The 9,965-nt window shown below is 48.8% G+C and carries 7 protein-coding genes and 3 pseudogenes; 3 read left to right on the plus strand and 7 right to left on the minus strand.

What is annotated here, in order from left to right:
• Window positions 1–441: 441 nt before the first annotated feature.
• Window positions 442–864 (plus strand): hypothetical protein, encoded by a 423-nt coding sequence (locus ACO0LF_RS04740; protein ID WP_423012379.1) that lies wholly within the window; start codon window positions 442–444, stop codon window positions 862–864.
• 470 nt (window positions 865–1,334) lie between these two features.
• On the opposite strand, the pseudogene ACO0LF_RS04745 reads toward ACO0LF_RS04740, so the two are convergent.
• The 3 genes and pseudogenes from ACO0LF_RS04745 to ACO0LF_RS04755 form a co-directional block, all read right to left on the minus strand.
• Window positions 1,335–1,711: pseudogene (locus ACO0LF_RS04745) on the minus strand (transposase); the annotation flags it as partial.
• Window positions 1,710–2,300, minus strand: a pseudogene (gene tnpC, locus ACO0LF_RS04750) (IS66 family transposase); the annotation flags it as partial. The pseudogenes ACO0LF_RS04745 and tnpC, both read right to left, overlap by 2 nt.
• On the minus strand, window positions 2,301–2,693 hold the full coding sequence (locus ACO0LF_RS04755) for a hypothetical protein (protein ID WP_423012381.1): 393 nt from the start codon (window positions 2,691–2,693) through the stop codon (window positions 2,301–2,303). It abuts the pseudogene before it with no gap.
• Between ACO0LF_RS04755 and ACO0LF_RS04760 the strand changes: the two genes are divergently transcribed.
• Window positions 2,692–2,940 carry a hypothetical protein gene (locus ACO0LF_RS04760; RefSeq protein ID WP_423012383.1) on the plus strand — a complete coding sequence of 83 codons (249 nt, stop codon included), beginning with the start codon at window positions 2,692–2,694 and terminating at the stop codon, window positions 2,938–2,940. The genes ACO0LF_RS04755 and ACO0LF_RS04760 overlap by 2 nt on opposite strands.
• A 17-nt stretch (window positions 2,941–2,957) precedes the next feature.
• Here ACO0LF_RS04760 and ACO0LF_RS04765 read toward each other — a convergent pair whose 3' ends face one another.
• Complete coding sequence (locus tag ACO0LF_RS04765) at window positions 2,958–3,542, minus strand: hypothetical protein (RefSeq protein ID WP_423012385.1); 585 nt, start codon at window positions 3,540–3,542, stop codon at window positions 2,958–2,960.
• A 344-nt stretch (window positions 3,543–3,886) separates the two neighbouring features.
• Here ACO0LF_RS04765 and ACO0LF_RS04770 point away from each other — a divergent pair, with 344 nt between their 5' ends.
• A complete protein-coding gene (locus ACO0LF_RS04770) occupies window positions 3,887–4,393 on the plus strand; it encodes a hypothetical protein (RefSeq protein WP_423012387.1) in 507 nt (168 codons plus the stop codon).
• Between the two features lie 508 nt (window positions 4,394–4,901).
• Here the strand turns inward: ACO0LF_RS04770 and ACO0LF_RS04775 are convergent.
• The 3 genes and pseudogenes from ACO0LF_RS04775 to ACO0LF_RS04785 form a co-directional block, all read right to left on the minus strand.
• A complete protein-coding gene (locus tag ACO0LF_RS04775; protein WP_423012389.1) occupies window positions 4,902–5,471 on the minus strand; it encodes a reverse transcriptase domain-containing protein in 570 nt (189 codons plus the stop codon).
• Window positions 5,472–5,920: 449 nt separating this feature from the next.
• Complete coding sequence (locus tag ACO0LF_RS04780; RefSeq protein WP_423012391.1) at window positions 5,921–6,409, minus strand: hypothetical protein; 489 nt, start codon at window positions 6,407–6,409, stop codon at window positions 5,921–5,923.
• Window positions 6,410–6,418: 9 nt separating this feature from the next.
• A pseudogene (locus tag ACO0LF_RS04785) lies at window positions 6,419–9,965 on the minus strand (hypothetical protein); the annotation flags it as partial.

The raw sequence follows: 9,965 nt of genomic DNA on the forward strand, positions 1-9,965 counted from the left end.
AAATAGCGCTAAGCTGTTGATAACGACCAGCTAAGAGAATAGGCTGTCCAAATGATTTTTACAGTCAGTCAAAATGATGGATGAGCGTAGGAGATGACGCTGAATAGAGTAGGGGACACTTGGCATTATTTATCCACTCTACGACCGTATAGTACAGTTAATGCGTGTCAGGCGACTGTGGAATATCTTATTGACAATGCCCTCAACATCCGGCCCAGCCAAACAACATGGTTCGCAAACAAGGCAAGTCCGACGGAACTTTACGTACTCTGGCATCACTTTTGAAAAGAGCGATGCAATACATTGCGTGCATCAAAATTCCAAGGGATTCCACCAAAATGAATGGCAGAATTTCTTTGGCAAGTCAGTTGGTGAAGTATAATTTCCCATTTTTTGGGGACGGCTGCGCCGCACCACAATTCAAACCTTAGGTATACATATATGTGGGAAGGTCAATCAACTTCTAGGCTGTCGCAGCAATTGGCAGGTATTGGGCTTGCGGTTTTTTCGTTCCCATTCGCTTCGATCGGAGCTTTGGGCGTGTGGCTCTGCATCGTTAGAGCTGAAACGACTTTAGCAATTATTGCTACTGCAACAATCGCACTACTTGTTGGTATCTTCGGGCTAACAATCGCATATCGAATTTTTTTTGGAAGAGGAGTTCGTCAGGGCGGTGGCATTCTATCTCCTTTCGCTTTTCGGGTCTGTGGCTTGGCGTCGTTAGCATTTGCAGCCTTCTGCACTTACGAAACTTTTGTCGATGGCAAGTCTGAGAATGTCAAGGGTGTTTTTTCCTCACTGTTTCTTGCCTTTATTTTCTTCGTTGCTGCTAGGCACCGAGGAGCAATGCGCTCTATTAAGTAAGCATGCTTCGATACACCACTCGATAGTTTTTAGAGTTTTCTCAGTGAAGCTCGCCATGGGTATTCAATTATTAGGCGAAAGATGGGAACAGTTGCACAACGTGTTTAATGCTTGCGCAGTCTTGTGTTTGGGCCTATACACTATGGCCTCTGTCATCCTCGGATTACGTGTTTCCTGAGTCAACTTTCCAAAAGATATTTAACATAATATAAATTATGCGAATACTGAGCAGTTAAATTAGCTTTAGTTGTAGTCTCAGTGCGTGAGGAATTGGTTGTGTCGTTATGCTCCACAACCAATTCCTCACGCACACGCCTAAATTTCTCTTGTAGCCATCGCTCCGCCAAATGCCGGCGATGCCGTTATCGCGCCAGCAATCTGTTGATCGCCCTTTAATTTAGAAAGAATTTCAGTAGAAATAAATCGATTGGATCGAGCCTGTAAAAATAACTGTGTAAGTTCTCCCAGAACTATTGGTGAGCGTTGATGCGCTCACCAAATTCTATATCAAAGCGATTGAGTGCCTGTCGCCAGTGTTGTATAGGCATGGTCCATTTCTTCGCTGCTTGTTGCATCGCCAGGTACACCACTTTCATGGCCGAGGCATCATTGGGGAACAATTTTCTGCGCTTGGTGGCTGATCGAATGACGCTGTTAAGTGATTCGATGGCATTGGTCGTATAAATGGCCCTGCGTATCTCTGGTGGATACTCGAAGATGGTCCGTAGATAGTATCAGGGAAGCCTTTCAAACCATCGACACAGGCTATCAGGATATCCTGCACGCCCCGGTTCTTGAGTTCTGTCAGGACGGATAGCCAGAACTTGGCACCTTCATTCTCCGACATCAGCAGTCTTCTGCCGCTGTTGCAACAACCAGGCATGCATGACCTCAAGTCTTGGTCTGGACTGCTCTTGCCGTCTGATAGCTCTTTGTTCTATCGTCTCCTCTTTAGCTGCACTCTCAATGGCATACAGTTCTGCGATCTTGCCCAAGGCCTCTGCCGCTATCGGATGCTGGTTAGCGGCATGCAAATCAAAGAATTTGCGTCTGGCATGTGCCAGGCAAGCCAGTTCCGTGATGCCATTGGCAAACAAGGCTTTATAGCCCGCATAGTCATCCACCATGAGATACCCTTGCCAGCCACTGAGGAAGTGCCGGACATGGCTGCCACTGCGGCCAGGCTGGAAATCAAAGACCGTGATAGGTGGACCTTCATCATAGGCAGTGCTGCAGTAAGCCCATAAATAAGCCCGTTTGGTCTTGCCTGTGCCGGGATCAAGCTGCGGCACCGGTGTCTCATCGGCATGCAAGGCTTGTCTTTGCCTGAGTAATTCAGCAAGCCGATCTGCCAGCGGCTGCACGGCCACGCCGATCTTGCCCACCCACTCTGCCAGGGTAGAACTGGCAATGCCTGCGCCATGGCGGGTGCTGATTTATTCTATCCGGTATCCAGAAAGTAACAAACCCGCACCAGCCGTTTCAGGTGTTAATGCCGCACCCGTCAACATTAAAGCAGCTGCTCCGAGCGCCCCGCCAATACCACCTAATACTTGCAGTCCTCCATGTAAGCGAGTCCAGCTTGTATCAGCGTATGCCCCTGTATTTATTTCATTTCTCGGCGAAGTGGCACTGGTAATTGTCGTCGTACCTGGAGTCAGAACCTCTGCCGAATTTGAACCTGTTACGTCAAGGTAATACTTGCCATCTGACCCTCTCATCACCAATGCTTCACCCTCAACAGCCAGACGCATTTTATTCATGTCATGCATGTCAGCCATAGCCGGCTCATCGGTGACTTCGCTTGCATCATCGACCAGATTGTACATGGCCCGTGCCGCAAAAAAAGCCGCTGTGCTTGGCGCCGATACTGCTGCATGCGCTGCAGCTGGCGTTGGTGCTGATGCTGCTGCTGGGGCTGGGGCTGGCTCTGCCCAGGTATCCGTCTTCCCTGTCCCATTGCCATTATTGGCTGCAAAGTTATTGTGGTTTGCCCCTGTCCAGCTATTGAATACCTGGCCATTGACGATGAGGTTGCTGGACGCAGTGTTGGCCTGCTCACTCAGCAGGACCTAGTCGTGGGCATCGGTGATCTAGTGCTGGATAGAAGTGACGGTGGTTGATCCTGTCCTGTCGACATTGGTGACCTGCGTCTGTTTACCATTGACGTCATAGCTGATTTCCTGACTATTCCACAGGTTCAAGCTGGACCACTGACCATTGTTGAAGGTCGATTGTGACGCATTACGCAGATAGCCTTCACCCAGGGTGAGATCGAAGCTGACATTGACGGAGTTGCCGGCATTGTCGCTGCTGCTGTAAGCACGCAGATTCCCTTGAGCATCATAATTGCTGTAGTCGATACCTTGCTGCGTCTGCCCCTGGACGTTGTTGTGGACTTCTTTTTTAAGGAGGCCATTGGCGTCGTAGAATTTGAGGTCTTTGGTGGCTTTTTCTGCGAAGGCGGCCAGTTGAATATCTTGCAGTGCCTGCAGATAAGCCACTGCCATGCCGCTGTTGATGCCTTGCTGGATGGGATGGCCTGCACCATCGTACAGTCGTTCATCCACCACCGTTGCTAGGCTCTGCGCCAGACGGTTACCCTGCAGGTCATAGCTGGCGACAGCGATTTTGCTGACGCGGTTGGCGGCGTCATAGCTGAAGTAGCGGGTGATCATGCCTTCACGGACGATGTAGGTGCTGCGGCTAGGATCGGGCTGGCCATTGCTGCCCAGGGGGATTTGGGCGACCAGTTCTTTGCCCCAGGCGGTGTCGCTGGCGGCATTGCCGTTCTTGTCGTAGGTCAGCAGGTGGTCTAACTGACCACTAAACAGAGCAATAGGGGATTCGGCTATCTTGTTTGCTTCTTGCCAGAATTGGCAACGTTTGCGATACTACACTCTATTAGACGCAATTTCGACGTTTGGTTGCACTTCTATTCCATTAGCATTACGTCTAGAAAAGCCGTTTTGCTTGTCCGAACAAAAAGCACAAAAACTTGTTTAACTTTTAGGCCGTCATCGTGAATGAAAATTTTCTTGCCTTCTACATGGGGCATGCATTTAGCCATGCAGTCCACGTACAACACCATCTAGAACCGAAGGAGTTAATGGTTCCTTTTGTCGCTTATTGGCAGGAGAAACAATCGACCGTCATACCGTATCCGGCTGAAACCCAAGCCGAAGCTGTTGAAAAGGCGTGTGAAGCAAGAGAACAAAGCGCGATAGGGACTACAGGTTGGGCATCGTGTCGAGAAGCTCTTGTTCAACAGCCCGATGGGGCTAAACTTAACACTCTGCTCGTCGAAGGTTGGAATCCAGGCTTGACACCTCAACTGGAAATGTTCGTCTATTGTAGAAAAGAGCCTTTCAAGTTAATTCGTGGGTTTTTCTGGAAGCCTCACCCCGACGCACGGAAAAACGCCCAAGTTTTCATGGGGCATTTCAAAGATGGGATTCTTAGCCACCCATTCGGACAGAAAAGCATCGAATATGTTGAGCGTGCCGAGCCGATTCAATTTGTGTCATAGTAAGGCACATCAAGCAATCCTCTCTATGTTGGCATATTGACTTTTGAGTGAGAGAATCACATTAACCAGATTATCATTTTTTTTGGAAAAATTGTGGCATATCCGATGCTACGTCAATTGTAAGTGAAATTTAAATCACCGATTAATGCGTGCGCAATGCAAACCATAAGCTGTTCAGTATTTTAGTGCTTAAGATGCTTTGCTAGCAGCGTACTGTTTGCAACCTTCGCTTTCTTCTCGCAAAACAAAAAGAACTTTTGAATTTGAGCATATCGTGGTGTTCAGAGAACCGTTTTTTTTGCGAAAAAATCTGTTTATATTTTAAGCAAACGAATAATGTGAATTATTCGCACCGATGAAAAATAATTAAATCGACGCTTTGCCGAGCCAAAACCTTCGCCAATTTGTGCAAGGATTGCAGATCGGCAGAAGGATTTGATTTAACGCCGGGTAGCGCGGTGGAACCTCCCCGCCACGCCCCCACAGAACCGGACTTGATAGTCTCCCATCATCCGGCTCGTCCCGAAACATGATCATTCGTTTGACCCGCACATCGGGCAGTCCATGCCCAGTGTGCGAAGAAGTGTGTGCAACGCTGACGAAACGCTGTCAATCGTAGCCAGCCGCGTCGCAGTGCTCCGCTTTGTCCTCGCTTATGCTTGGTGGCAAACCACTTCGCAAGGCGTAAATCAAAGTGCCTCAGAACGCTACTTGCACATGAACGCCGAATGGCTCCGTAATACTCGATCCAGCCCCGCAAGCGCGGGTTCCAATGCCGTGTATCACGTCCGTACACCGATTTGGTCTTTTCCGGATGCAGTAGCAGGCCGCACGCTTGCATGCGCCGATTCAGTGCTTGCAGGAACCGCTCAGCTTGCGCCCTTGTCGCACAGTGGCATACGATGTCGTCCGCATAACGCTCAAACTGGATGTTGCGAGCACTGCGGACCATCCACATAGTTCCTTTCGCGCGTTCCTGTAACCTGCCATCTGGCATTTGGACCGGCGCTTTCAGCCAGCGTTCAATGTACAAGCTCAGCCAGCGATCCGGCACATGTTTCCGTACCGCCCGCATCATGAGGCCGCGGATTGAGGCTGGCGGTACTGATGCCAGCGGGGTTGGTTTTTGGGGAGCCGCCGTGTTTGGCTTCCACCAAACACGGCGTTCAGTTCAGGAATGTCGCAATGTAAGACTTGACCCCGACTTTTCCTGAGATGCTTCTGGAGTAGCTGTGCTACTTGGGCGAAATCCAGGTTAATATTTCGCTAGATCCACATGGTTGACTGGTGCGATTCACGCAACCACACGTTGAAGCAAAAGGCACGACGGCGTTTTGAAACAATCATGTGGTGGCGTAATTAATCTTATCGCGATGTGTTACGAGTATCTTATTCGACTACTTGACTACCGGGGGCTAATGGGTGACCCCGGCTTTGTGTTATCCCCAACTTTTGCTACACGTCATACTAGGCCAACGAATGCTTAGGCGTGTCACGCCCTGGCTCATTTTTTAAGATCTCGTCTCTCTATTTTTGCGAAGTTATCAACGAAAACTCAATTATCGATACACATTCATTTACATTATTTTTATTATTGAAAAACAAATACTTAACGCCATCAATATTAAGCTCCTTGAATTGAAATAACCCTTTATTTGAGTATTCTGCTCTTTCATAAATTCTGTTTCCGCTTTTAGGAATTTGCGCCAGTAATTCAGAATACAACCCGGAAGTTCCAATCAATAATTCTTTAGGGGGCATGACTCCAAAAGTATCGACTGGTGATTCATCATTTAAAAACGCACGTTTTAAAGCCGCAAGGGAAGTTGCCCAATAAACTGCAGTTAAAAACGGAGCCAATGGGTCATTCAACTCAAGATTTTTATTATAGACTTGAGTTCTAGCATAAATATTTGCGCCCAGTCTAAAAAAACCCTGAAAAACAGGTTCGGCGGTTTTACCAATTTGTGACAAGGGCATCCATCGCCGCAGGCATAAGGCTTCATTTAATTCCATTATTTCTTCCTATTTTGGCCATTTAAAAATTTCTGGCTGTACGTTACCATTATCAATAGCATTTAAAATGCGAGTCTTTTCAGAACTCTCAGGCCAACTTTCAACTGCTGTTCTAACTTCCTGGATCCATTTTTCAAAACTTGATCTTGACACTGAAGTCGGGTAACTTCCATCTGGGCCTCGATACTTGGCATCAGTGACATATACCACACCAGAATTTGGGTCAAATGTTGCATAGTCCACCCCAGGCGCAGATACTTTTCCTGGTGGAATAATCCCAATTCTACCTTGATCCAATGCTTGTTGGTATCCCTTTAATTCCGCTATTGACCCATTTAATTCAGAATATGGAGCACGCCCTCTATTGACGTTAGCAAGATTTTTGCTGCCTCCATTCTGCCCGTTGCTCAGTATCACGCCCTTCGACTTATCATCGGCGTTTAGTCCTCCATTATTTCCATTCAAGCCAGTTGACTTATCATCGGGATTTAGTCCTCCATTATTTCCGTTCAAGCCAGTCGACTTATCATCGGGATTTAGTCCTCCATTATTTCCGTTCAAGCCAGTCGACTTATCATCGGGATTTAGTCCTCCATTATTTCCATTCAAACCGGTTGACTTATCACCAACATTTAGCCCTCCATCATTAACAATCACATTGTCTTTAGTAAATGTATCCACACCTAATACCATAGCAAGTATTCGTATAGGATTAGTAAGGAATATAGAGATTCCGTCCGCTAAAGTATCTAAACTGATCTTAAAGATGCCACTGTTATAGTTAAGTCCACCATTCGATGACGCACTACCAGGAACAACCATAGGTACCAGCACCATCGTCCCATTTGGCATTGGCACTTGTATTGCTGTTGCCAAAGCAGTTTTTGAAACAGTGAGTCCGCCAGTTAATGGATCCTTTTTAAGTATTCCGAGGTCACCATTAATGATCGAAAAATCGTCATTGCCGCCAGCCTGAACACCCGCCAGATCAATCGCCGTACTCACTGCAGTATTCAATTGTCCTGCTGTAGACAGCAAACTGTCACCAGCCTGAACGCTAGCTAGATCAATCGTAGTAGCTGCTGTATTGACCAAACTTTCACCCGCACTGATCGCTGATGTAGCCAGATCATTAAAATTCGACGTGGCACTCCCCAGCAGTGCACTGAAATAATCAACATAATCGCTGTAAGTCATGGCCCCATTGCTATTGTCTTCAGATGCTCTTATCTGCAAGCCAAATCCAAACTCATCGTTCAAGCTGCTGCCTGCACCACTTCCACCGCCACTACCACCAAATCCAAACCCTCCACTATCCCATCCGCGCATGCCCTTGGGGTCTGCGCCTATAAGCCATGCATGCCCACGGTTTCTCTCTTTCATATCCGCATCGTAAGCTTCTTTGGCTAACTGCTGCGCTGTTTTGCCATTTGCATCTACCGCTTGCGTGGGGGCGCTGGTTGTCGCCACGGTTTGTGCTTCACCTGCATTCGAAGTGGACACTGCAGTAATTTTTGCCTGGGCGGCATTCACATTTCCCAAATTCAAATTACTGGTATTGCTTCCCGTTGTCTGCGTGCTCGTTGCGTTGATTGCAGCAGTAGCCTTCTTGAAATCACTATTTTGTTGTGCCTCAGCTGGCGTAGGTGCATTTTGAACAGGTGGTATCACCGGCGGCGTTGTTGGTGTTGTTGGCGTACCTGTTATTGCCGCAATCTTCGTATTGGTACTACTGATCTGCGCTTGCAAGTTCATTATATAAGTCTGCCATGCCGTCAGCGTTGCAGTCGCCGATGGATTGGATGCCGTCAACTCCTGCAACTTGATGGTCGCTTGCGCCAGCAAACCAACACGGTAGTTCAGTTCAGCCTGCAACATGCCCAAATCGTTCGAATCAACCGCCGGAGGCAAAGCCGGTGGCTGCGGTAAGGTAGGCGTAGTCGGTGTGGTTGGTGTCGTGGGTGTTGTCGGATTCGATGGATTACCCGGATCTGTGGGGGTGACCGGCGGCGTATTCCCCAACAAGACCTGTATCTGCGCTTGTATGCTGGTGATTTGTGCTTGTAAGCCATTAACATAAGTGTGCCAAGCATTCAACAATGCATTTGCATTGGGTGGATTAGCTGCTGTAATTTGCTGTATCTGCACTGTTGCCCCCATGAGCGTACCAGAACGGAACGCCAATGCATCTTGCAACGTGCCCATTACCGTTGAAACAACGGGATCGGGCAATGTGGGTGGCATGCCTGGAACAGTGCTGCCACCTGGATTGCTGGAACCGCCTGGATCAGTTCCCTGGTTACGCAGATTTTCCATTCTCTGCCATATTGCGGATATCTGGGCTCGTAGATCATTGATACGGGTCTGCAATGTCGCTGCCTGTGCATCACCTTCTGCCGTGTGCAATGATTGCAAGCGGAACTGCTCATTGAGCGACCACGACAAGTCTCCTATCGCGGTATCGTATTGCACCTGCAAAGCCCCTATTTGATCCTCAACACTTGAGGTGCTATTGGCGCTGGCGGTAGCATTCAAGCTCGCCCGCATCATCATGAACGACATTGGACTAAAGCTTGCACTTTCGCCCCCAGCTTCATCCTCCACAGCCAGACTCATTCCACTGACGTCGGCAGCATCAGCAAGCTCTTTTTCATCTTCAACCGCCGCCATATTAAACATGGCACGTGCTGCAAACAGAGCCGCGGTTGGTGGTGCTGATTGCACTGACTGCGCTGCTGCAGCTTGGACTGGTGCAGGCGTTGGCTCCACCCACACATCCACCTTCCCTGCTCCATTGCCATTATTGGCTGCAAAGTTATTGTGGTTCGCCCCCGTCCAGCTATTGAATACTTGGCCATTGACGATAAGGTTGCTGGTCGCAGTGTTGGCCTGCTCACTGAGCAGGACCTGACCGTGGGCATCGGTGATCTGGTGCTGGATGGAAGTGACGGTGGTCGATCCTGTCCTGTCGACATTGGTGACCTGCGTCTGCTTGCCATTGACGTCATAGCTGATTTGCTGGCTATTCCACAGGTTCAAGCTGGACCACTGACCATTGTTGAAGGTCGATTGTGACGCCGTACGCAGATAACCTTCACCCAGTGTGAGATCGAAGCTGACATTGACGGAGTTGCCAGCATTGTCGCTACTGCTATAGGCACGCAGATTCCCTGCAGAATCATAATTACTGTAGTTGATACTCTGCTGTGTCTGCCCCTGGACATTGTTGTGGATTTCTTTTTTGAGCAAGCCATTGGCATCGTAGTATTTGAGGTCTTTGGTGGCTTTTTCTGCGAAGGCTGCACGTTGGGTATCTTGCAGGGCTTGCAGATATCCCGCTGCCATGCCGCTGTTGATACCTTGCTGGAGGGTGCGGCCTGCACCATCGTACATGCGTTCATCGACGACGGTCGCAAAGTATTGTGGCAAGGCTTTGCCTAGCTGGTCATAGCTGGCGACAGCGACTTTGCTGACGCGGTTGGCAGCATCATAGCTAAAGTAGCGGGTGATGAGCCCTTCCCTGACGATGTAGGTGGTGCGGCTGACATCAGGCTGG

The sequence above is a fragment of the Undibacterium sp. Di27W genome, assembly GCF_049340345.1.
In the GTDB taxonomy this organism is placed as follows: Bacteria; Pseudomonadota; Gammaproteobacteria; order Burkholderiales; family Burkholderiaceae_D; genus Undibacterium.